Here is a 21,568-nt window from a genome sequence, read left to right on the forward strand (position 1 = left end):
GGTTGGCTTCGGACGAGCGGTGGGGCGGTACCGCTGCGGTACGGGCTGGACGGGAACCGGTGGTCAGCCGGTGCTGTGCACGGCCTCCGCGGTGACCAGGCATTCCGCGAGGGCGATGTCGACGGCGGTGAGATCCGGTGCGTGGGAGGCGACGGGCGTCCACAGGTGGCGCAGTCCCCGTTCCAGGCCGGCGGCGCGGGCGTCGCCGGCGGCGGCGAGCCTCGCGATCAGCGCGCATCCCAGAGACAGCTGAGGGACCCGCATCCAGGCTTCGCCCGGCCCGTGCAACTGGCCGGGGTCCCGTCCACGGAAGGCCTGGGCCAGGTCGGGGTGTCCGTCGTCCAGGAAGATCGCTACGGCGTCCAGGCCGTCGCGGAACTCCTCACGGGTGGCGTGGTACTGGAGGTCCTTGCGGGCACGGAACGCCTGCCACGCCGCGTCGGCACGGGTGTCGGGGTCCAGAAGACCCCGTGGGACGACACGGGCGCTGCGCCACACGGCCTGCTGCTGGAGTTCGGGGAGCTGGTCGAGGGCACGGGTCTGGGCGTCGAACCGGCCGACCGCGCCGCTCGGATCCGCCTGCCCGGCCAGCAACGCGATGGCGGCGTCGCCCAGGAACTGGCCCACCTCGCCGATAAGTTCCGCCTCCTCCGGGTACAACTCCGCGACGTCGTAGGCGAGGCCACCGGAGAGATACGGCAGCAAGGGAGCAGTGAGCAACAGCGCGCACAGGGGCGCCTGCCGCCAGACGTGACGTACGGCGGCCGGGTCCGTCACTTCCCGTATCCGCAGGGCGGCAAGACCGCTGCCCGCTAGCACGGAGGCGAGTTCGCCGGAGCGCAGCGCGCTGTCGGCCGCTCCCGTGAGGGCGGTGGGTCCGGCGTCCGCGAGGGCGCTGCGGCATTCCGCCGGTGCCGTCTCCCTGGCTCCGCACGCCTGCAGGTCGCGCCCGCGGGCGGTCACGATCCACTGGTAGGCGATCGCGTCGGCGCCGCGCGGCAGCACGCCGCGTCCGGCCAGGTACTCCGAGACCCTGGCGCCCGTTCCGTGGCCGGCGGCGGAGGTCCACGTGCACCGGCGCAGCACGAGGGTGTCGCGATCGCGGAGGCGGGGCCACCCGGGAGCGGCGGGTGTGGGGGCGCCCGCGTTCAGGTCCACGATCAGGGGGCCGACGGACCGCCAGGCCGAGGGCAGCGGGATTCGGCCGCTCTGGTCGACGGTGGCCGTCAGCGGCCGCTCCCACGGGGCGAAGACCGCGTACAGGCGGGCGGTCAGTTCGCCCGGGTGGCGCAGGCCCCGCAGCAGCAGTCCGCCGCCGTCCGGTACGACGTCCTCCGCGATGGGCTGGGTGCGCACGGTCCCGACGAGGATGCTCTCCCCCGCGACCAGCAGCCGTATCTCGGCTTTCACGCAGTCGCGCACGGTGTCCGCCAAAGCCGCCAGTGGGTACCGGAGGTCTCCTCTGCGCGTGCGAGTGCGGCGTTCCGGACGCAGCGTGTGCAGGGTCGTCCCCTCGACGACCAGTGCCAGCAAGGGGGTCACCGCCACCGCCTGTTCCGGCAGGCGGACGGTCAGGGCGTTCTCCCCGGCCAGGTCCGTCGCGTCGATGTCGAGCGGCCGGACGGACCAGGTCAGGGGTTTGCCGCCGAGTTCGAGGCGGACCTCGGAGTGGGGGATGCACGCCTCCACGGCGAACCGACGGACCCCGTCGCCCAGGACCAGCGTCTTGGTGATCTCGTACAGGGAGAACGCGACGGTGTGCGTGGAGGCGGTGACCGGTCCGTCGGCGCCAAGGGTCAGCCGAGCGGGGGCCAGGCCTCCGTGCGGGGCGAGCAGACGCCACTCGGCGGTCGGTTCGGCCGTGATTCCCTCGGCGAGGAAGGCCACCAGTCGTCGCTTGCGCCGGGAGCCGACGCGGTGGACGAGGATCTCGTACGGTCCCAGAAGCGGGCGGGGTACGTCCTGCCACGGGTCCAGGAGCGCCCCGGGGGCGCCGGTGTGACGGGCGAGAGGCTCCTCGTGGCCGGGGCGGCGCACTTCGGCCTGCCAGAGTCGCGTGTCCGGTTCGCTCGGCCGTCGCGGGAGCCGGAGAGCGGGCGGACGGTGCCACACGGGTGCCCCGTCGTCACCCATGATCCAGGGCAACGTCGCACCGCCCTCCCAGCCGAGCGGCCGTCCGGCGGCGACGTCCAGCCAGCTGCCCGGGACCGCGGCCAAGGCCCGCACCCGCGTCACCCCGGTCAGCGACACCCTGCTCAGGGTCCAGCCGTTCCAGCCGTACGGGGTGGGCAGTTCCACGACGCCGGGGTCGGCGCCCTCGGTCTGCAGGGTGCCCGCGTGCAGGAGGCAGATCTCGGCGGCAGGCAGGGGCTCGTCCGGGGGGATGCGGTGGCCGTCGGCGTCGAAGGCCAGCAGGGCGGTGTCCGGGTCCACGACGGCCGAGACATGGGTGGTTCCCGTCGGAGCCGTCGCCTCGACGCGGCGCACGGGGCCGGGCAGCGTCCAGTAGGACGACCGGGCCGCGAACACCTCACCGTCGGCGGACAGCTGCCAGTCTCCCGCGTCCGGCTCGCCGGGCAGGGTCAGCAGCACGCTGCCCGCGCCGGGGCCGAGACGGAGCTCGGGGGGAGGGGCGACGCTGCGGGACGGGGCGACCGGATCGTCCGCCGCGGTCGGCGCGCGCCATGTCCAGCCCAGCGAGCGGGCGGCCTCCTGCGCGGCGCGACCCCACTCGCCGGCACTCTCCGGGGCGTCTCCGTGTGACGCCAGGTCAGGGCGTGCCGCGAGCACGCGCGCGCGTGCTTCAGCCACCAGACGAGGAAGTTCAGGACCGTCGGCCAGTGCCACGGTGTGGACCGCGCAGGCGGGCCAGCGTGCGAAGACCGTGTCGCGCGGGAGGTCGGAGTGGTCCGCGAGGAGCCGGTACGCCACCAGCGCCTCCAGGACGAGCGCGGTCCGTACGGCGGCGACCGGCTCCACCGCGCCGGCGGGCGGCTTCCCCACCTCGCGCCAGGCCCGCTCACAGTCGTCCAGCAACCGCGTGGGATCAACCAGCATGTCCCGCCCCTCCCGCCTCGGACGTACGCGATCTCGCCCGGGACCGACCATCGTTGTACGTTCTACCATTCCTTCACATAAGGAGCATGGGGAATCAGCAGGTGAACAGTGCGCTCTACCCGGGGCGTGACTGATTGTCAGTGGCGGGTGGTGCAATGCGAGAAGGCTCGTCGCACCGCAGTACGGCACATGGGGGGCACGCTGATGACGACGGACACCGAGGCCGGGACGCCTGCCGTGCTGCATGAGGCGCTGGTGACTGCCGCGGGGCCACAGCGAGCCCTGACTCCGGTGGTCTTGCGGGGATTGCTGGCCGGCGTGGACACCGCGGTGGTGGCCGAGGTGCTGGGCCGGGTGATGGCGGAGGGGGTCGCACTGCCTCCGGCCGCGGTGGCGGCGTTCGGTCTGCGAGGCGGTTCCGCGGCCCCGGCCGCGCCAGAGCTTCCTGCAACGACCAATCCGCCCAGCGACACGCAAGGTGAACGCAGCGTTCCAGCGGGGCCAGAGCCGGAACCACGCAGACCACCGTGCTTCACTCTTGAACTGCACCAGGACAGCAGGCTGGACCTTTCCGCGTTGACCGTTCGAGCGCTCCGTCTCGGCATTCCTTCCGCGGAAGGATCGCCCCTGCGGGCCGAAAAGCCGTACGAGACGCGCGTCGGTCCTACGACCGCACTCACGGCCCCGCCTTCGCCGCGCCCCCGCCCCGAGCCCGTCGCCGAGTCCCCGGAGGGGGACGATTCCCCACGTGGGGCCATGGGCGACTCTTTCGCGCACTACCGCAAGGAGATCGACAGGTTCCCGCTGCTCTCCCGGCAGCAGGAGGCGGAGCTGGCCCAGGCCATCGAGGCGGGACTGCTGGCTCGCGAGCGGTTGGACGAGGCCGGCAGGAAGATCTCCCCTAAGCTGCGGCGTGAGCTTGAACAGCTGGTCAGGCTCGGGGAACTGGCGTTCACGGACTTCGCCCAGGCGAACCTCCGGCTGGTGGTGAGTATGGCCACCTGGTACACCGGGCGCGGTCTGGACCTCCTGGATCTGATCCAGGAGGGCAACCTGGGTCTGCTGCGCGCGATCGAAAAGTTCGATCACCTCAAGGGGCACAAGTTCTCGACGTATGCGGTCCCGTGGGTCCGGCAGGCGATCACACGGGCCCTGGCGGACAAAGGCCGCACGATACGGATCCCGGTCCACGCGTACGAAACCCTGGCCGCGCTACGGAAGGCGGCACGGGAGTTGGGGCACGAGTCGCCCACTGACGCTCTCCCCACGGTGGCCGCTCGCGCGGGTGTCACCGTTGACGAGGCGCAGGTCCTACTGGCCCGGGTCCGCCGAATACTCCCTCTGGAAGACCTGACCGAGTCCATCGGTGACGACGCCTTGCACGAGGAAGCGGACCGGAGCATTCAGGGACCGCACTGGACCGAACCGGACTTCTACTACGGTGACCTTCCCCCGGAAGAAGTCCGTGAGCTGCTCAGCTGCCTCTCCGAACGAGAGCGCCAGGTGATGACCCTCCGGCTCGGACTCGACGACGGCCCCGAGCTCACCCTCGAAGCAATCGGAGCGGAGCTGAACCGCACCCGGGAGCGGATCCGCCAGATCGAGTCCAAGGCCTTGGCGAAGCTGCGGGAGCAGATCGACGAGAACCGCATCCGCGCCGCTCGTCCGGTCCGCGAGCCGTCGCGCGCCGTACCGAGCGACGTGGACGGGCCTCCCCCTGAGTTCGCCTCCGACCTCCCCTGTGTGCGCCGAAAGGTCTACGGGCCCGGAGGATTCATCGTGGTCGGCCATCAGACGATTCACGTGGGCATGCAGTGGCACGCGAGGACCGTCACCGTCCAGGTGACTGACGACTGGTTCCGGGTGGTGCACGAGGGGAGCGAGATCACGACTGCCCCTCGCCACCGCACCGGAGTCGGCAAGATCCATGGGACTCCGGACTGAGGCGGTGCCGGAGCCCCCGCTCGGCATCACGCCGCGAGGAACTCACTGGCCCGCCCGCTGTACGACACATACAGCGCCTCCCGCGCCCGGGTGCAGGCGACGAACAGCAGGCATCGCTCGGCGGCCAGGTCGGTGGTGTGCTGGATGCGGTCCACTTCGGCCGGGGTCACGGCCGGCGCGAACGGGAAGGCGGACAGGGTGACTCCGGCGACGGCGACGCACCGGTACTCCAGGCCCTTCATGCTGTGCAGCGTCGACACCCGTACCCCGACCGCGCTCTCCGGTTCCCCGTCCCGCACCCGCACCACGGGGATGCCGGACGCGGCGAGGCGGTCGCCGAGCTTGCCCGCGAGGGTGTTGAAGCGGGCGCAGACGGCGATGTCCGAGGGCGCGACCCCGGCGTCCATCCAGTCGCGTACTCGGCGCACGACCGCGTCGGCCTCCTCGTTCTCACTCCCGTGCCCCTCGGACACGGGCTGTGCGCCGTGCAGCAGCGAGCGGTATCCGGTGAGGGTGTCGTGGGCGTCGCCGGTCAGGTCGGCAACGGGCTCGCTGTCGAGCAGGCCGCGGGCCCAGCGCAGGATCTCCTCGGTGGAGCGGTAGTTGACGCGCAGTCGTCCGCTGCGTCCCGCGACGGAGATGCCGAGGGAGCGCAGCGAGACCCGGGCGTCGTAGATCCGCTGGTGCGGGTCGCCGGTGACGAACAGGTCGTCGGGGCCTTCGGGGGCCAGGACGCGCAGCAGGCGCCACTGCGCCGGGTGCAGGTCCTGCGCCTCGTCCACGACGACATGGTCGTACGACGGTCCCGAACCCGGCTTGTCGCGCAGCAGCCGGGTGGCCTCGGCGCAGACCTGGAGCCAGGTGTGCGCCCGGTCACGGGTCAGACCGTCCTCGAACAGGGCCACGGCCTGCCAGACGCGACGCCGCTGGGTCTGCCCGAGCGCGCTGCCGCGCCCACGCCGTTCGCACGCCAGGTACTCCTCCTCGCTCCGCAGGTCCTGGGCGAGGACCACGTGCCGATACTCCTGGGACAGGAACGCCTCGTTCCAGGGCAGTTCGAGGCGGCGGGCCACGCGCTGCCAGCGGGTGCGCTCGTCCCGGTCCCCGAGCGCGGTCCCCGGGTTGCCGCGCAGTTGCCGTACGACGCGGTGGGCGACGGCGTCGACGGTGGTGACGTCGACACGGGCGAGCAGCGCCGGGTCGTGGTCGAGCAGCAGGGCGAGGCTGCTCTGGAGGGAGCGGGCCAGGGCTCCGGTGTAGGTGGTGAGGAGGACGCGCGTGTCGGGTGCCCGGTCCAGGAGGTGCTTGACCCGGTGCAGGGCGACGACCGTCTTTCCGGTGCCGGGGCCGCCGGTGATCTGGGCGGGTCCGGCATAGCCGGGCCGGTAGGCGATACGCCGCTGGGTGGGGTGGAGGAAGATCCGCCAGGCGGCGAAGGGCTTGGTCAGGATGTCGGCAAGTTCGTCGGGGCCGGTGACGAGCGCGATGCGGCTGCGGGTGCGGGTGACGGCGGCGGCCAGGTCGTCCCCGGCGGTGTCCTCCCCCGCCGCGCTCTCGGCGACGGTCGTCTTCTGGCGTACGGCGACGAGGTCCCGGTAGATGTCGTCGGGGTCGAGGCCCTCGGCGAGCAGCCACAGCGCCTCGTACTGGTCCTCCGGCATCAGCGACCCGAACGCCTCCAGCTGCGCCTTGCCAGTGACGGTGCGTGCGGCGCGCAAGGTGACGTCGTCGACGCCGAGGTGCCGCAGGACGGTGTCCGACCAGGCGGCGAACAGGAGTTGGGGGGCCGCGGCGGCCTCCTGAGCGAAGAGCGGGGTGATCTGTTCCATGGCGGTCAGGTCGCGTACTTCGAGGCAGCGGGTCACGGAGTTGACCGTGTAGAGCCGTCGGCGGGCCCAGGAGTAGGCCTTGTCGTGGGGGACGACGTGGACGAAGACGAAGAGGTCGCTGCCGTCGTCAGGCGCGAGCAGCACGATCCGCAGCCCGTCGTCGACGCGGATGGTCCGCATCCGCGGGTCACGCGAGCTGACCACCGACTCCAGGTGCAGCCCCTTGTCCGCGTGGAGTTGGGCCACCGTCAGCTGCTGGAACTTGGCCATCGCCTTGTGGACGCGGGCGCGGGCCGGTTTGTCCAGCCGGTCGACGCCCTCCCAGAACGTGTTGGTGATCGCGATCTGCGGCATGTTCCCCACCCTTCGACAACACCGACCGACAGAGTATCTGTTGACTCAGTTTACGAAAACCTCCATGATTCGTCGCAGGAATTGCCGCACGACACAGGGGCATCGCGAGCGCGGGGGTTGTTGGGTAGATGACACTGCTGGAACCGGATACGGACGGCCGACTCGCCCTGGAAGACGACTGCGTGGACCTCTTCGATCTGGCCGGTGACCCTCTGGACGCGGCCGTGGCCCGACTGAAGGCGGGCGTGAAGCCGACGGCCGAGGATATCGCCCTGCTCACCGAGGCGGCCCGCACCGCGCAGCGCGCCTTCGAGGCGGTCGGCGCGGCGAACGACGTACTGGACGACGCCTCGGACCTGGGCGAGGACCTGACGACCGCACTCGCGGAGACCCTGCGGCGCCGGGCCCGGGCCGAGGTCCCGGCACTGCTCGGTGCCCTGCGGGCCCAGGCGGCGCGTGTCGAGCGCTCCGAGGCCGTCCGTACCATCGCCAACCGCGTCCTCGGCAACGGCGGACCGGACGAGCCGACCACCCCGGACTCCGTCCCCGCCCTCACCGCCGACCTGCTGCCCCGCGCGCCGTCCGTGTACGACGACGAGGAGGAGGCGGGCGCGAGCCTCGCCGACCTGTGGAAGCGTCAGGAACGCCTGGAGCGAGTTCAGGACCGGGTGCGCGGGGAGCGGGTGGAGCACGTCGCGGCGCACCTGGTCGCGCTCGCGGAGCGGATCGTCGACCGGGCCTTCCTCGACGCCCGGTTCACGCGGGCGGCACTTGACGAGATGGACCGGGCTTACACGCTGTGGTGTGCGTGCCTCGACGAGGGCTGAAGTGCCCCTGACTGTCAGCGGGAAGCCCTAAGGTCCTTCCCACGCGCTACGACCGGACCGATCACCGAGGGGGACCGCCGTGCAGGCGAAGGAGACACTGTTCGCCGATCTCGTCCAGGGCAGGGCACAGCAGTTCCAGGTGCCGCTCTATCAGCGGACCTACTCCTGGACGGAGAAGCAGCTCAGACAGCTGTGGACCGACATCCTGGAGCAGGCCGAGCTGCTGGAGTCCGGGGAGAAGGTGAGCACACACTTCCTGGGGTCCGTGGTGCTCGCGCCGTCGCCGCAGAACGAGGCGACGTTCCCCCGCTGGCTCGTCGTCGACGGTCAGCAGCGGCTGACCACGCTGTCGCTCGCCCTGGCCGCGATCCGCGACCACATAGCGGACGGCGAGCCGGACGAGGCCGAGCGCATCGACGAGGAATACCTCATCAACAAGCGCAAGAACGGCAGCGATCGCTTCCGGCTACTGCCGACCCAGGCTGACCGGGCGCAGTTCGCGGCATACGTTCGCGGGCCGCTCTCGGAGCAGGCCGCCGACGGAGCCGTCGCCGCCGCCTACGGCTTCTTCCGCCGCAAGCTCGTCGAGGCCGCCGATCCGGCCGCCCCGCAGGACGTGCTCCGCATCGAGGAGGCCATCACCTCCCGGCTCACGCTGGTGGCGGTGACAGCCGAGCGCGCGGACAACGTGCACCGCATCTTCGAGTCCCTCAACAACACCGGCCTCAAGCTGAGCCAGGCCGACCTGCTGCGCAACTACCTGTTCATGCGGCTACCCACCCGCGGTGAGCGCATTTACGAGACCTACTGGCTTCCGCTGCAGGACAGTCTGAGCAACGACGAGCTGGAACAGCTCATGTGGTTGCAGCTGGTGCTCGACGGAGACGACCGGGTCCGCCGCCAGGACCTCTACGCGGCTCAGCAGCAGCGCTTCGAGCGCGGTGAGGTCAGCGAAGCTGAGATCGAGGCGTACATCAAGGAGTTGTACCGGCGCGGCGCCCTCTTCCGTCGGCTGCTGCACCCCGAAGTGGAGCCGAACGCGGCCGTCCGCGCCCATCTGCACCGCTTGGACACCTGGCAGGCCCAGGTCACCTACCCCGCTCTGATGCTGCTGCTCGACCGACGCGAGCGCAGGGACCTCAACTCCGCGGACACGGCCCGCGCGATGTCGTACATCGAGAGCTTCCTGGTACGCCGGATGATGTGCCGCGTGCCGACGAACAACCTCAACAGGATCTTCCAGGCGGTGCCCGGGCAGCTGCCGCTCGACATGCCCGTCGCTGACGGGCTGCACCAGCTCCTCTCCGCCGAGAACCGCTTCTGGCCCGATGACGACGAGCTACGCGAGAAGGTCCGGACTGCACCCTTCTACAAGTTCGGACGCGGGCACCAGCGCAAGCTGGTGCTCCAGCGGCTGGAGGAGAGTTACGAGCATCCCGAACCGGTCGACTTCGCCGCCGCGCAGCTCACCATCGAGCACGTCATGCCGCAGTCGCCGGGCGACGAGTGGCTCCGGATGTTGAGCGAGGACGTGGTCGCCGACGAGAGCGCGGAGGACCTACACTCCCGGCTTCAGCACACGCTCGGGAACCTGACGCTGACCGCGGTCAACGCGGAGCTGTCCAACCACCCCTTCGAGCGCAAGCAGGACCTGCTCCAGGGCAGCCACCTGGAGATGAACCGCCGCATCGCGGCCACAGAACGGTGGGGCGCGGACGAGATCCGCGCGCGTGCCGACGAACTCGCCGACCGCGCGATCGCGCTGTGGCCGGCTCCGTTGCGCGGAGTCGGCCGAGCGGAGCGGAGCCGGGACTGGAACCTGGCCCACCAAGTGCTCGCCGCGCTCCCCCACGGCACCTGGACGTCGTACGGCGATCTCGCGGCGTTCACCGGCTCCGGCGCCCAGGCCGTGGGCAACCATCTGGCCAATACGCCGGGGGTGGCCAACGCGTACCGGGTGCTCACTTCCGAGGGCAAGGTCTCCGACGGCTTCCGCTGGACGCCTCAGGACGTGGGAGGAGACGTCCGCGCCCGGCTGAGCGCCGACGGCGTGCGCTTCGCGGCCAACGGGGCCGCCGATCCGGCGCAGCGCCTCTCCGCCGATGACCTCGCCCTGCTGGTCGGCGGCCCCGAAGACGATCAGGCCGACGGTGAGGAGGAGGCGCAGCGCATCGCTGAAAGCCAGGGTGAGCAGACGCACGCCGACCCCTTCTACCTTCAGCTCGTGGCGGAGAACTCCCCCGAGAGGCGGTTCTTCCGTCAGCTCGCGGAGGACAACTCCCCCGAGACGGTGGAGGCGGTGCGCGCCCTCTTGTCCCACTGGGAGGAACTCGGCGGCGATATCTACCACCCAGACAGTAAGTTCACCGGCGCGATCCTCACGCTGAATGAGGCGAGCGCCACGGGCAGCTGGGTCTCGCCGATGGGCCTCACCCCGGGCTGCGGGCTGGGCGGCACGGCGTACGTCGGCTCGTTCACCGATCGCACCCTGCGTACCGAGCACCTCAGGCGTCTCAACGAACTTGAAGGTGTCGACCTCCAGGAGAAGCCGGGGCGGGGACCGGACCCCAGCTTCCGGCTGTCCGTCCTGGAGAAGGACCGCAACCGTGAGCTGCTTGTAGAGACTCTGACCTGGTTCCGGGACCGCTGGGAGAGCCGGGACAGGAACTGAGACCGGAACTCAGGGGGCACCCCGGTCGATCGTCACGAGTCGAACAGTGCCCCTGGCGGCCCGCCCCTCGCCAAGGGGCGCGAGCGAAGGACGAGACCCCTTACCTCAGCCACGCCCGCCCGCGTAACAGGCGGGCGACGGCCGGCATCTGCCGGCCGGTGGTGAACAGGCCGTTGAAGAGGAGGACGGTGCGGTCCTCGACACGGCGCTCGATGCGGATGGCCTTGGCATGGGCGGCGGCCGCGAGGCGTTTGGCTCGTCGCGCCCAGCTCACCTCACGTCGACGAGTCCTCGGCCGCCGAGCCGACGGCCTCATCGTGCCGCAAAGCGGGCTGTTCCGGCCGTCCCCGGAAGGCGGCTCCCTTGGCTGTCCGCGATTCGACGCGTTCCACGATGCGGTCGATGACCCGTTGAGGGTCCTTCCACTTCAGCGCCAGCCGGTCGTGGTCCATCCCGTGTTCGGAGACGATGTCCCGCAATTGTTCGAGGCCGAGCTCGCTCAGGCTCGAACGGAGTCCCGTCTCGCCGGTTTCGGCGAGCACCGCGAACGGGTCGATCACTCCCGGAGCTCGTCGGCTACGCCTCGGGCGTTCTGCTGGCCGAGGTGCGGTCTGCGCATCGGGAGGCGTCAGCGCCTTGGCCAGTGCTCGGGCGAAGCGTGTAGTGCGTGCGGCTTCGGACGCCACCACGCCGAGGACACGTGCGAGCGTCGCCGCGAGCTCCGGGTCGGAGGCGCCGAGCTTGGTCAGGGATTCTTCGGCCTCCCGCACCTGGGCACTCAGGAGACCGTTGTCGTCGGGCCGACTGTCGCTCTGCTCGGTCACGCCTTCTCCTCGACCAGTTCGATGAACTCCTGCGTCATGCCCCGGAAAGCGTCGAAGCCGCCCTGGTAGCCGTACTTCTGCCGCAGGGTACCGCGACCGACGAACTCCGCCGAACCAGCGATGTCGTTCTTCTCGGGGATGAAGGTCGGCAGCACGGCGGGGAGCTTCTTGTCGCCCTGAAGTCGCCTGACGGTGTTCCAGTGGACCGTCGAATTGGCCTTGTATTTCGTGATGACGATGCCGATCTCTTTGATGGTCTCCCCCAGGTCGTCCGCGAAGGCCCGCACCCGCCGCTGGATCTGAGGGATGCCGTAGGTGGACAGGACGTCGGGAATGGTCGGGATGATGTATCCCTCGGAGATGCGCAGACCATTCAAAGTGACGATGCCGAGGTTGGGAGGGCAGTCGACGAGCACGAAGTCATACTCATCAATGATCTTCCGGATCGCCTTGCGCAGGAGATCGGTGGGGTTGTTGGCGTGGAAACGCCCCCTGGGCATAGACGCCAGGCGGTCCTGGACGTCAATGAGGTCCAGCGAAGAAGGCAGGAGGTCCACCTTCGTCACTGCGTCCACGGAAGAGACATTGCGCTGGAGTGTCTTCTCCAGGTCGAACTCCAGAGGCTCGTCCTCGGGCCGGAGGGCATCCTTGAACAGGGTCGCCAGGGTGTATCCCTCGTCGTTGAGCTCCTCCCACTTCTCCTCCCCGATCAGGACCGTGGTCAGATTGGTCTGCGGGTCGAGATCGACCACCAGGACCCGCTTGCGGAACTCCGCAGAGAGGAACTCCGCGAGTCCGGCCGTCGTGGTGGTCTTCCCGACGCCGCCCTTCAGATTGATGGTCGAGATGACATGAGCTTTGGGTGCCATGTGCTTCTTCCTCCGTTTGAGGTAGCGCTGAATCTGACTCGCCCGGAAAACCGGACCGCTCCGCAGGTCCACGACGGGAGCGGGGAAGTGTTGGTCACGGGCGCGCCAATTCGCTACGACCGTCCGGCCGACCCCCGCCATCTCCGCCACTTCGAACAGTCCGACGAGTTGGTCTTCCGCCTCGGGCGTGCCTGCCATGACATCCCCCCCGTGAACGGCCTTCACGTTTACCCGTCAAGCGTGAAGGCCGTTCACAATCGCCGTCAATCCCCAACCTCGTTGGGCAGGAGCGCAGTTGAGTTCACGCGCCCCCCTTGGGCGCGGGTCTACGCCGGGCACACTCGGCCCAGACCGTCTTGCCTCCGGGGTGGTGCGGCTCGCAGCCCCAGGCGTCGGCGAGTGAGGCGACGAGGAGCAGGCCGCGCCCGGACTCGCCGTCCCCGTCACCGCCCGGCGCCGGTTCGGGGAGGCGGTCGCCCCGGGCGTCCGTGACCTCGATCCGCAGGGTGCCGGCCGTGAGGGTGAGGGTGAGGCAGGCGTCGCGGTCCCGTGCGCAGCCGTGGAGGGCGGCGTTCGCGGCGAGTTCCGCGATGAGGAGGGAGGCCGTGGCCGCGTCCTCCGGGCAGTCCCGCTGGTCGACGAGCCAGCGTTCGGCTGCGTGGCGGGCGGTGTGGGCGCCGTGTCTGCTGGTGGGGAATGTGAGGCGGAAGTGGTGGGTGGTGGCGGTCGGTTCACCGGTGACGGTGACGGTTTGCTGGATCACCTCACCGAGAGTGACGGAGTGCTTCTACTGTGTGGAGGGTGCGGGGCGGTACGGAGGGTTACTGTCCCGGGACAGAGGGCGGGATGTACGGGCGTATGGCCGTGACCTGGCCGGGCGTTCGGCGGTTCGCTCCTGGTGCGACGGAAGTGGGCGGTGGTACGGGATGGCGGCACAGGCGGTCGGTTCGGGGGTTCCCACCGGCGGTGAGGCGGACGGTACGGACGAGGTGGCCGACCTGTTCCGGGCGCTCGGGCGGCAGATCAAGGTCGCGCGGGTACGGGCCGGGATGAGCCAGAAGGAACTGGGCGACCGACTCGGGTACGGGGAGGAGACCATCTCGTCCGTGGAACGGGGACGGCGGACGCCTCAACCTGAACTGCTGGTCGCGGTGGATAAGTTGCTGGAGTGCGGGGGGCTGCTGGCGGCTGCGGCGGAGGATGTGGAGCGGGCGCGGGCGCGGAGGAGGGTTCGGCATCCGGAGTGGTTTCGGGATTACGCGCGGTTGGAGGCGGAGGCGGTTGAGCTCTGCTACTTCGCCAACCAGGCGGTGCCGGGACTGTTTCAGACCAAGGAGTACGCACGTGCCGTGTTCGCCAGCCGACAGCCGCTCTTCGACGAGGAGACGATCGAGCAGCGCGTCACCGCGAGGATGGCACGCCAGGAGCTGATGACCCGCTGGCCACCGCCGACCGTGAGTGCCATCATCCAGGAGAGTGTGCTGCGCCAACCGTTCGGCGGACTGGACGTTCAGCGTGGACAGTTGGAGCGCCTGCTCAAGACCGGCGATTTGCGCCACGTGGAAATCCAGGTGATGCCGACGACCAGTCAGGATCACGCCGGAATGGGCGGTCCGTTCACTCTGCTCACCCCGAAGGGCAAGCCACAGGTCACCTACCTGGAGGTCCAGCACGTCAGCCGTCTGATCACCGACCCAGACGAGGTACGTGTCCTGTCCGCGAAGTATGGAAGCATCCGGGGACAGGCGCTCACTCCGCGCGAGTCCCTGCGCCTGATCGAGAAGATGCTGGGAGACCTATGAACACCGAACAGCCCATACGGCTCAGCTGGTTCAAGAGCAGCTACAGCGGTGACGAAGGCGGCGAGTGCGTCGAGGTCGCCGCCGACGGGACCGCCGTCCGCGTGCGGGACTCCAAGGAACGGGGCGACGGTCCGCAACTCGCGTTCACGCGGGGCGCGTGGGCCGGGTTCGTCGCGGACCTCGGGCGGGACGGGCTCTGACCCACCCGCCCGAAGCTGCGGCACTCAGGCCGCGTGACGCGGCCCCTTCCCCGGCGGCGGGTCCAGCACGGTTCGGTACTCGTCGCCGGTCACGCGGGCCTCTTCCATACGGTCGTAGATGTCGAGGATGAGGTCTTTGGTGCGGTAGGCGCCACCGTGGGCGGCCTCGTCATCACTCTTGATCCTGGAGAACGTGTCCATCACGTACTCCACGTCAGTACGGGCGACGCCGTAGAGCTGGAAGAACGCAGCATCCAACTCCGCGCGCAGCAGGTCACGGCGTTCTTCATCCCATCTGAAGGGCGCTCCCGAGTAGCCGAGGTCCTTTGCAAAGCCCCCCATGTCAGTGCTGGTGTAGGCCAGTTCTGCAACGCGATCAATGAACCAACGTGTCCCTCCGAGGGTCGCCTGGAAGTCTGCGAGCCGCGGAACTGGGAGCTGGTAGAGATATCCGAACGTCAGGTTCGTGCCCGCGATCTTCTGCCGAATGACGTAGTCGAAAGCGAACGAGGAAAGGCATCCCTGGAGCAGAGCCGCAGATTCCGCATCCCGGGGAAACATCAGCGGGTTGCTATGGCCGACCCCGAATGGGGGAAGCACAGTGGCCACCATCGTTCGCGAGTCCGTGGACCGGGCGATGTTCCGCCATCCCATCAGCCACCCGTTCCACCACTCCCGGTCCGCCAGCCGCGTCTTGGTCCCGGGCCACATGATCGGGTTCAGCTTCTTGTCCCGCTTGCCCGAGTCCACGTCGAACTCCGGCACCCAGTACCGGGGCAGCGGCGCGAAGTCGGGGTCGTCGTGCTGTTCCGGCGTCACGCGCGGGAGGGTGCCGACATTGGCCTGGGCCTGGGTCTGGCCCTCGTACGTGCCGAGGCGGTGGTCGAAGTGGTGGAGCATCTTCGCCTCGTACAGCGGGAGATAGCGGCGCGTCTTCCCCTCGTCATCGACGCGCGAGAAGACGTTGCCGGTCAACTGCCAGCCCTGGTCCGCCAGTTCCTGCTTGCCCTTGAACAGGTGAGAGTCGTTGGACATGTCGAACATGCGCATGAACGTGAGACCCCACGGGTTGGTCCCGCCCCAGCCGTTCTCGTCCGGCTCCTTCATCAGCACCGGGACCCGGCGGTAGATCCCCAGGGTGATCTCCGCATCGCGCCGGGTGCGGAACACCGGAAGCGTACCCGTGTTGGGGTTGACCAGCAGGATCTCCTCCGGGGGCATGGCGAACCGCCGGCTGTCCAGGTCCTCCATGTATCGGGTGCCGAAGGCGAAGGACGCCTCGTCGACTCGCGCGCCGACGCCGGTGGCCGTGAGCAGGGAGAAGCGCACCGAGTGATGCACGTCCCGGCTGAGGATGAACGCCTCGTTCTCGAAGTCCAGGAACGACGCGAGACGGGCCGTACGCACCAGGTCCGAGAAGAACGGCGCCGTCGTCGCGTCAGTGGCGATGCCGGTCGGCAGGACCAGGCCCATGCGCCCGGTCGGCGCGATGCCCAGGGAAGCGGCCTCGGCGAAGACGGCGTACGTGTTGACGTCGCCGCGTCCGGCCCGCGGGAAGCGGCCCGAGTCGCGCAGCAGATGGCTGACACCCTCGGAGAAGCGACGGGCGGTGATGAACTCGGTGTGCAGCGTCCGGTCCGTCTCCTCCTCGCTCTCGGCCAGCGCGTCGATCATGCGCTCGCGGGCCGCCTTGTTCGCGGCGTTGGCGATCTCCTCGTCACGGGTGGCGAAGAACTCCTGTTCCTGGAGCTTGACCCGCTCCCACGGCGGATTCCCCAGCACACAGCTGAACCCGCCCTTCCACCCGGTCCGCTCGTCCACCCCCGGTGCCTTCGCATTCGCCGGAACCCGGAACACCTCCGGGAACTCCAGATGCCAGTGGAAGAACCGGTACTCCTCCCGCAGCCGCACGACCTCCTCCACCGTGCCGCGCGGCAGGCTCGCGCCGCCGTCCTCGGAGTGCAGCGTGAGCAGCGACTTCGTCGTCAGCGCGGGCGGCGTCGCCGTCTTCGTCTTCTTCCAGACGAACGCCGCGCACCACGCGTCGGCCAGCTCCAGTGCCCGGATGTAGTCCGGGGACGTGGTCAGCTCGCGGTACGCCTTGGCCTGGTTCCGGACGTCCTCCAGTTCCTGCGAGTCCGTCTCCGTGATCGCCGAGACCTTCTCGCCGAACCCCGCGTTGGACTCGGCCAGCACCTCCTCCTCCGCGAACAGGGCGTCCTGGTTCGCCCCGTGGCGCAGCGCGATCTTCCACGCGGTCCGCTCCGCCGCGTTGCGCTTCTTCAGGTCGGTGACGTGCTTCGACTCGTCGCCCTCCAGCGGCTTGAACGCGTCGTCGGGCAGGCCCCCGGCCAGCAGCTTCGGCGTCGTGCCCAGCAGCCCGTTGCCATGTTTGATGTGGGCGTCGAGGAAGGTAAGCGGCCGGCCCGGCCTCATCGCCTCGATCCACAACGACACCTTGGCCAGCTCCACGGCCATCTCGTTGAGGTCGACGCCGTACACGCACCGCGCGATGACGTCCCGCAGGGCGTGCCGTACGTCCTCGGCGCTCGGCTCGGGGTCGTCCGTGCGGATCTCGGCGAGGCGGCGGGCGATACGGCGGGCGGCGGCGACCAGGAAGTGGCCGGAGCCGCAGGCGGGGTCGCACACCGTCAGTGCGAGCAGTGCGTCCTCGCGCTCCTTCTTCGTCGTACCGGACTTGACGGCCTGGTCGATGACCGGGTCGAGCGCGGAGTCGAGAAGGCAGTCGATGAGGGGGGACGGGGTGTAGTAGGAGCCGGAGGTCTTGCGGTCGTTGCCGTCCAGCTTGGCCAGGACGTACTCGTTGCCCTCGCCGAGGCGCGGCTCCAGTTCGAGCAGTGACTCGTAGACGGAGCCGAGCTCGTCGGCGCCGAGGTGGCGGTAGTCGACCTTGCGGGGGCGGCCCAGCTTGGCGTCGTACACCTCGGACAAGGCGCGTACGGCCTCGTAGAGGGCCTGGTTGGACAGGCTGAGGCCGTCCAGGATCGCGTCCGTGGCGGTGGGCTCGAACAGGCCGCCCAGCGCCGGGAGTCCGAGCTCGGGACGGCCGCCCGGGGTGCCGAGGCCCGTGATGACCAGCTGCAACGCCTGCCACTGGTCGCCGTGCAGGGTGCCGGTGCGGCGGGCGACGCGGCGCAGGCGGGCAGTGGAGAAGTACTTCTCGTACGTCTCGCGGGCCTGCTCGGTGGCGTCGGGGTGCAGGAGCAGGTTTCGGTCCTCGGTGACGAAGAGGAACAGCAGGCGGTAGGCGAGGCGCAGCAGGGCGGGGTGGAGGTCGTCGCGGACGTTCTTGTCGCGGGTGCGGAGCAGAGCCTCTCGTAGGTCCGCGTTGTCGGGGTGGGCGATCAGGCCCGTGCCGATCACGGTCAGGGCCTTTTCTACGCCCTTGCGGAGTTCCTTCAGGGCGCGGGTGCCGCTGTCGATGGCCTCGGTGCGCCACTTCTCCAGTAGGCAGGTCGCGGCCGGCTCGCCCTCGGCGCGGGGCTCGAAGCGGGTGCGGTGCAGCAGGCGCCAGAGGAGGACGAAGTCGTCGGAGCGGTCGCCGTCGAAGATCGCCTGGAGGTCGAACTCGATGAACGCGGCGCCGGTGAGGGAGGCGGACTCGCGCAGCAGGCGCAGCTGACGGCCGTTGGAGAGGACGCCCCAGAGGGTGGAGTCCACCGAGCGGTTGAGGTACTCCTGCACCATCGACTGGGGGGCCTGCTTGGCCAGTTCGGTGGTGCGCGTGTCGAGGGGGACGTTCCAGCCGGTGAGATGGACGGGGACGTGCGCCCAGTGGTGGCTGACCTCGAAGTCCTTCTCGCCGTCGTGGGAGGGCAGGCCGGGCGCGGGGACGGGGGTGAGGGCGCCGAAGCCGAGCTGCTCGAAGAGGGGCAGCAGCCAGCGTTCGGTGGTGACGCCGACCGCGTGCACGCCGGGGTCGGCGTCGGCGCCGTCGCGGGCCAGGGCGTCCTGGTAGGCGGCCCACACGCCGCGCAGGTAGCCCCAGGAGCGCTCGGCTGCGCCCCGTACCGAGTCGCCCTTGGCGTAGAGGCGGTAGTCGGCGGGCTTGGAGCCGGTCTGCTCCTTGCCCTCCTTGATGCGGACCAGGAGGTCATACGGCAGGAGGCCGCCGACGGTGGCGACGGAGTCGGTGACGAGGGTCCTGGCGGTGCTCATGCGCCCACTCCCTGGGAGAACGTCGGGGCCGGGCGGTAGTGGTAGACGCCCAGGATGTCCGGGTCGCCCTGCGGGACGACCTTCAAGCCCGCGAGACGGGCGCGGGAGGCGGTGCGGACCCTGCGGTGCGAGGCCTCCAGGGTGCGGCCCAACTCGGCCGACCGGTCTCGTAGTTCGGGCATGATCGCGGGCAGGGCGGCCAGGATCTCGGCGATGTGCTCGGTGGCGAACTTCGGGTCGGTGTTCTGCGTGGCGCGGGCTTCGAGGAGGGCCACGGCCTCGTCCTCCGGGAGCCACTCGGGCGCGTCGGGCCTGCCGCGGTAGGCGACCACTCGGGCGTCCTCGGCGAGCTGCTCTCGCACCGAGCCGTCGCGGGCGGGCAGGTTCAGCTGGAAGCGGTGGCGCACCAGCAGGAGCGTGGTGTTCCGCTCCACGGCCTTCGTACGGATGACTCCGCAGCGGCGGGCCGGGCGCTGCCACTGGGGGACCTTGCCGGCGTCGTCGAGGGCCGCGTCGAGGACGAAGCGGGCGACGGCGGCGACCACCGGGTCCGTGCGGGTGAGGGCGGCCTCGCCGCGCGGGGCGCTGGGGGCGTCGTGGAAGACGACCGGGCGGGGGTGGCGGGGGCCGAGCGCGTGCGAGACGGTGTCGCGCAGGCCCTGCGGGAGGGCGTCGGTGTGCGCGGTGAAGCCGCCCTGCTTCGTGGGGGCGGGCATGCCGCGCAGGGCGCCCAGGGCGCGGCGTGTGAAGTCCCGTACCTCCTCGCCGGTGCCGAGCGCGGCGCGGACCTCGTCGACCTCGGCCGCCACTTCGTCCTTCTTGATGGTGAGCTGGGCGTACCGGGAGCGGTAGCGCTTCTCCCGCTCGGCGGAGGACTGCCAGGCGATCTCCAGCTGCTCGGCCACCTCCTCCTGCGCGAACAGTCCCTCCTGCTCGTAGGCCGACCGCTCGCCGCGCAGGATCAGGCCCTCGAACACGGCCTGCATGGCGCTCTCGGACTCCTGCGGCACGGGCACGGAGATGCCGGTGACGCGGCGGATCCGCTCGTGCTTGCGGAGCAGGACGTTGAGGACGATGCCGTCGACGGGGTTGTCGGCGCCGTAGAGAGTGAGCGCCTTGACGACGTCGGTGCGCTGGCCGAAGCGGTCCACGCGGCCCTCGCGCTGTTCGTGGCGGGTCGGGTTCCACGCGAGGTCGTAGTGGACGACGGCGTCGAAGGACTCCTGGAGGTTGACGCCCTCGGACAGGCAGTCGGTGGCGACCAGCACGCGGCGCTCCGGCGCGGGGTTGCCCTCCTCGTCGGTGCCGGTCAGCTCGGCGATGCGGGTGACCCGCTGGTCGGGCGAGAGTTCGCCGGTGACGGAGGCGACCGCGACCGGGTGTTCGGCGCCCTTCTTGTTGAGGACCTTCTTGAGGTGGTCGGCCACGTAGTCGGCGGTCGCGATGTAGCGGCAGAAGACGATGGGCCGGTATCCCTCGTCGAGGAGGTCGGAGACAGTGCTGATCAGCTTCTTCAGCTTGGCGTCGCGGGTCGGGCCGTACAGCTTCTTCGCCGACTCGGCCATCGCGACCAGGCGGGCCTTCTCCTCGTCGTCGACCTCAGCGCCGTCCTCGGCGCCGGTGTCCGCGGGCAGTCGGGTGCCCGGTACCGCGTCCGCGGACTCGGGTGTCTCGCTGTCGGCCGGGTCGGAGACGGTGCGCTCCCCTGTGCGGTCCGCCTCGGCGGGGGTGTCCGCCTCCTCGACTCCGGCGCGCGTGTTCAGGGACTGCACGGCGGCGGCCGGGGAGGAGGACAGGGTGCGCAGCAGGGCGAGGGTGGACCACCAGCGCTGACGCTGCTGGAGGGCGCCGTCCGCCGCGCGTACGGTCTCGCGGGCGTACGACAGGACCTCGTCGAGGAGCTTCTTGTAGTCGCGGTGCAGGGTGTAGGGAGTCTCGGCGGTGTCCCGGGAGGACGGGAAGTGGGCGCCGTCCTGGAAGTCCTCGCGGATGTCGGCGCGGCGGCGCTGCACGAAGAACTCGGCGAGCAGCCTGCGGCCCGCGTCGGTGTCGAGGGGGACGGCGGCCAGGCGGTCGTCGAGCAGGCCGATCAGGCGGCGGAACGGCTCCTCCTTGCCGCTGTGCGGGGTGGCCGTGACCAGCAGGAGGTGGCGGTCGGTCCGGTCGGCGAGGGCGCGCAGCAGCGCGTACCGCTGCTGGGAGGAGCGGGCGGACGCGCCGACGGTGGAGTCGGAGACGCAGGAGTGCGCCTCGTCGACGATCACCAGGTCGGGGCAGTTACGCAGGAAGTCCTCCCGGTGACGGGGGGACTTGATGAAGTCGGTGGAGACGACGTAAGCGCCGTCGGGGCGGAACACCGACTGGCCGTACGGGGTCTCGCGCTCCAGACGTCCGATCGTGGACGGCAGCACCGGACGGGCGTCGACGCCGAACTTCCCGTACAGCTCAGCCCGCCACTGCTCGGCCAGGGCGGGCGAGCACAGCACGACCAGGCCTCGGGCATCGCCCTGCGCCAGCAGCTCCGCGGCGATCAGCCCGGCCTCCACCGTCTTGCCGATGCCGACGTCGTCGGCGATCAGCAGCCGGACGGTGTCCTGGCGCAGCGCCATCAGCAGCGGGACCAGCTGGTAGGGGCGAGGGTCGACGGCGATCGAGGCGAGCGACCGGAAGGGGCCCGCGCCGGAACGGAAGCCGATGCGCAGGGCGGTGCGCAGCAGCCCGGCGGCCTGCTGGTCGCCGAGGTCGGAGGGGGTGGGCGGGGCGAAGGTGGCGGGGACGACGGTCTCCAGGCCGGGCAGGACGCCCGCGATGTCGTCGTCGGCCCCGCCGAGTGGGCGCAGGACGAGCAGGTCGGGGGTGGAGTCGGGCAGCACGACCCACTCGCGGCCCCGGGCGTGGACGAGGGAGCCGACGGCGTACTGCCGGGTCGGCTGGGCGGCGGTGGTCATGCGGGCCTTCCGGGGTCGGGGCGGTAGGGGTCGTTCGAGCGGGTCAGCCGGGGCGGTGGCCGGA

The 21,568-nt window shown here is 70.3% G+C and carries 13 protein-coding genes; 5 read left to right on the forward strand and 8 right to left on the reverse strand.

The window, feature by feature from the left end:
- Nucleotides 1–63: 63 nt before the first annotated feature.
- Nucleotides 64–3,057, reverse strand: a complete 2,994-nt coding sequence (locus ACZ4UV_RS02945; RefSeq protein WP_467835560.1) for a hypothetical protein — start codon at nucleotides 3,055–3,057, stop codon at nucleotides 64–66.
- A 756-nt stretch (nucleotides 3,058–3,813) separates the two neighbouring features.
- Here ACZ4UV_RS02945 and ACZ4UV_RS02950 point away from each other — a divergent pair.
- A complete protein-coding gene (locus tag ACZ4UV_RS02950; RefSeq protein ID WP_451016402.1) occupies nucleotides 3,814–5,001 on the forward strand; it encodes a sigma-70 family RNA polymerase sigma factor in 1,188 nt (395 codons plus the stop codon).
- Nucleotides 5,002–5,027: 26 nt separating this feature from the next.
- Here the strand turns inward: ACZ4UV_RS02950 and ACZ4UV_RS02955 are convergent, their stop codons facing one another.
- Entirely contained in the window at nucleotides 5,028–7,184 is a 2,157-nt protein-coding gene (locus tag ACZ4UV_RS02955) for a UvrD-helicase domain-containing protein (protein ID WP_467835563.1), read from the reverse strand.
- 128 nt (nucleotides 7,185–7,312) lie between these two features.
- Between ACZ4UV_RS02955 and ACZ4UV_RS02960 the strand changes: the two genes are divergently transcribed.
- Complete coding sequence (locus ACZ4UV_RS02960; RefSeq protein ID WP_467835567.1) at nucleotides 7,313–8,011, forward strand: hypothetical protein; 699 nt, start codon at nucleotides 7,313–7,315, stop codon at nucleotides 8,009–8,011.
- Nucleotides 8,012–8,090: 79 nt separating this feature from the next.
- On the forward strand, nucleotides 8,091–10,682 hold the full coding sequence (locus ACZ4UV_RS02965; RefSeq protein ID WP_467835570.1) for a GmrSD restriction endonuclease domain-containing protein: 2,592 nt from the start codon (nucleotides 8,091–8,093) through the stop codon (nucleotides 10,680–10,682).
- A gap of 100 nt (nucleotides 10,683–10,782) precedes the next feature.
- On the opposite strand, the gene ACZ4UV_RS02970 is transcribed toward ACZ4UV_RS02965, so the two are convergent.
- The 4 genes from ACZ4UV_RS02970 to ACZ4UV_RS02985 all read right to left on the reverse strand — a co-directional run bounded on the left by ACZ4UV_RS02970 (nucleotide 10,783) and on the right by ACZ4UV_RS02985 (nucleotide 13,138).
- Nucleotides 10,783–10,956 carry a hypothetical protein gene (locus ACZ4UV_RS02970; RefSeq protein WP_467835572.1) on the reverse strand — a complete coding sequence of 58 codons (174 nt, stop codon included), beginning with the start codon at nucleotides 10,954–10,956 and terminating at the stop codon, nucleotides 10,783–10,785.
- Between the two features lies 1 nt (nucleotide 10,957).
- On the reverse strand, nucleotides 10,958–11,506 hold the full coding sequence (locus ACZ4UV_RS02975) for a hypothetical protein (RefSeq protein ID WP_451016024.1): 549 nt from the start codon (nucleotides 11,504–11,506) through the stop codon (nucleotides 10,958–10,960).
- The gene (locus ACZ4UV_RS02980) at nucleotides 11,503–12,573 is read right to left on the reverse strand and encodes a ParA family protein (RefSeq protein ID WP_451016023.1); all 1,071 of its coding nucleotides are present in this window, start codon (nucleotides 12,571–12,573) and stop codon (nucleotides 11,503–11,505) included. The genes ACZ4UV_RS02975 and ACZ4UV_RS02980 overlap by 4 nt, the downstream gene beginning before the upstream one ends.
- A gap of 103 nt (nucleotides 12,574–12,676) precedes the next feature.
- A complete protein-coding gene (locus ACZ4UV_RS02985; RefSeq protein ID WP_467835576.1) occupies nucleotides 12,677–13,138 on the reverse strand; it encodes an ATP-binding protein in 462 nt (153 codons plus the stop codon).
- 163 nt (nucleotides 13,139–13,301) lie between these two features.
- Here ACZ4UV_RS02985 and ACZ4UV_RS02990 point away from each other — a divergent pair, with 163 nt between their 5' ends.
- Entirely contained in the window at nucleotides 13,302–14,177 is an 876-nt protein-coding gene (locus tag ACZ4UV_RS02990; protein ID WP_451016021.1) for a helix-turn-helix domain-containing protein, read from the forward strand.
- Nucleotides 14,174–14,377 (forward strand): DUF397 domain-containing protein, encoded by a 204-nt coding sequence (locus tag ACZ4UV_RS02995; RefSeq protein WP_451016020.1) that lies wholly within the window; start codon nucleotides 14,174–14,176, stop codon nucleotides 14,375–14,377. The genes ACZ4UV_RS02990 and ACZ4UV_RS02995 overlap by 4 nt, the downstream gene beginning before the upstream one ends.
- Before the next feature lie 24 nt (nucleotides 14,378–14,401).
- On the opposite strand, the gene ACZ4UV_RS03000 is transcribed toward ACZ4UV_RS02995, so the two are convergent.
- Nucleotides 14,402–18,556: an Eco57I restriction-modification methylase domain-containing protein gene (locus ACZ4UV_RS03000; RefSeq protein ID WP_451016019.1), complete on the reverse strand. Its 4,155-nt coding sequence runs from the start codon at nucleotides 18,554–18,556 to the stop codon at nucleotides 14,402–14,404.
- Entirely contained in the window at nucleotides 18,553–21,504 is a 2,952-nt protein-coding gene (locus ACZ4UV_RS03005) for a helicase-related protein (RefSeq protein ID WP_451016018.1), read from the reverse strand. The genes ACZ4UV_RS03000 and ACZ4UV_RS03005 overlap by 4 nt, the downstream gene beginning before the upstream one ends.
- Nucleotides 21,505–21,568 lie beyond the last annotated feature (64 nt).

This window comes from Streptomyces sp. NPDC028289 (assembly GCF_055565975.1).